This window comes from Streptacidiphilus sp. ASG 303, assembly GCF_020991365.1.
Taxonomy (GTDB): domain Bacteria; phylum Actinomycetota; class Actinomycetes; order Streptomycetales; family Streptomycetaceae; genus Peterkaempfera.
Window position 1 is genome coordinate 1 of sequence record NZ_JAJLRA010000105.1, and the last position, 400, is coordinate 400.

1 protein-coding gene is annotated in these 400 nt (G+C 66.0%); it reads left to right on the top strand.

Annotated elements, in window-relative coordinates; genetic code table 11:
- A partial coding sequence (locus tag LO771_RS30110) for a pyridoxamine 5'-phosphate oxidase family protein (RefSeq protein ID WP_308189035.1) occupies window positions 1–400 on the top strand: 400 nt, incomplete at both ends.

Genomic DNA, 400 nt, shown 5'->3' on the forward strand with positions numbered 1-400 from the left:
AAGCATGCCTCAGCACTACGCCCGGATCGCCTTCACCGACGAGGACAGGCAGGTGCAGCAGGCTCACGGCAGCCGCACCGCCATGCAGCGCTTCGAGGAAGCGGACTTCGGCAACGACGTACTCGGCCCGGAGGAGGCGCAGTTCGCTGCTGAGCGGGACGGCTTCTACCTCGCCACGACGAGCAGCACAGGATGGCCGTACGTGCAGTACCGCGGCGGACCACCGGGGTTCCTGCACGTCCTGGACGATACCACCCTCGCCTGGGCCGAATTGCGCGGAAACCGCCAGTACATCAGTCAGGGCAACCTGGCCGCCGACTCCCGTGCCTCCCTGTTCCTCATTGACTACGCACACCGGCAGCGCCTGAAGATCTTCGGCAGCATCCGATTCCTCGACCCC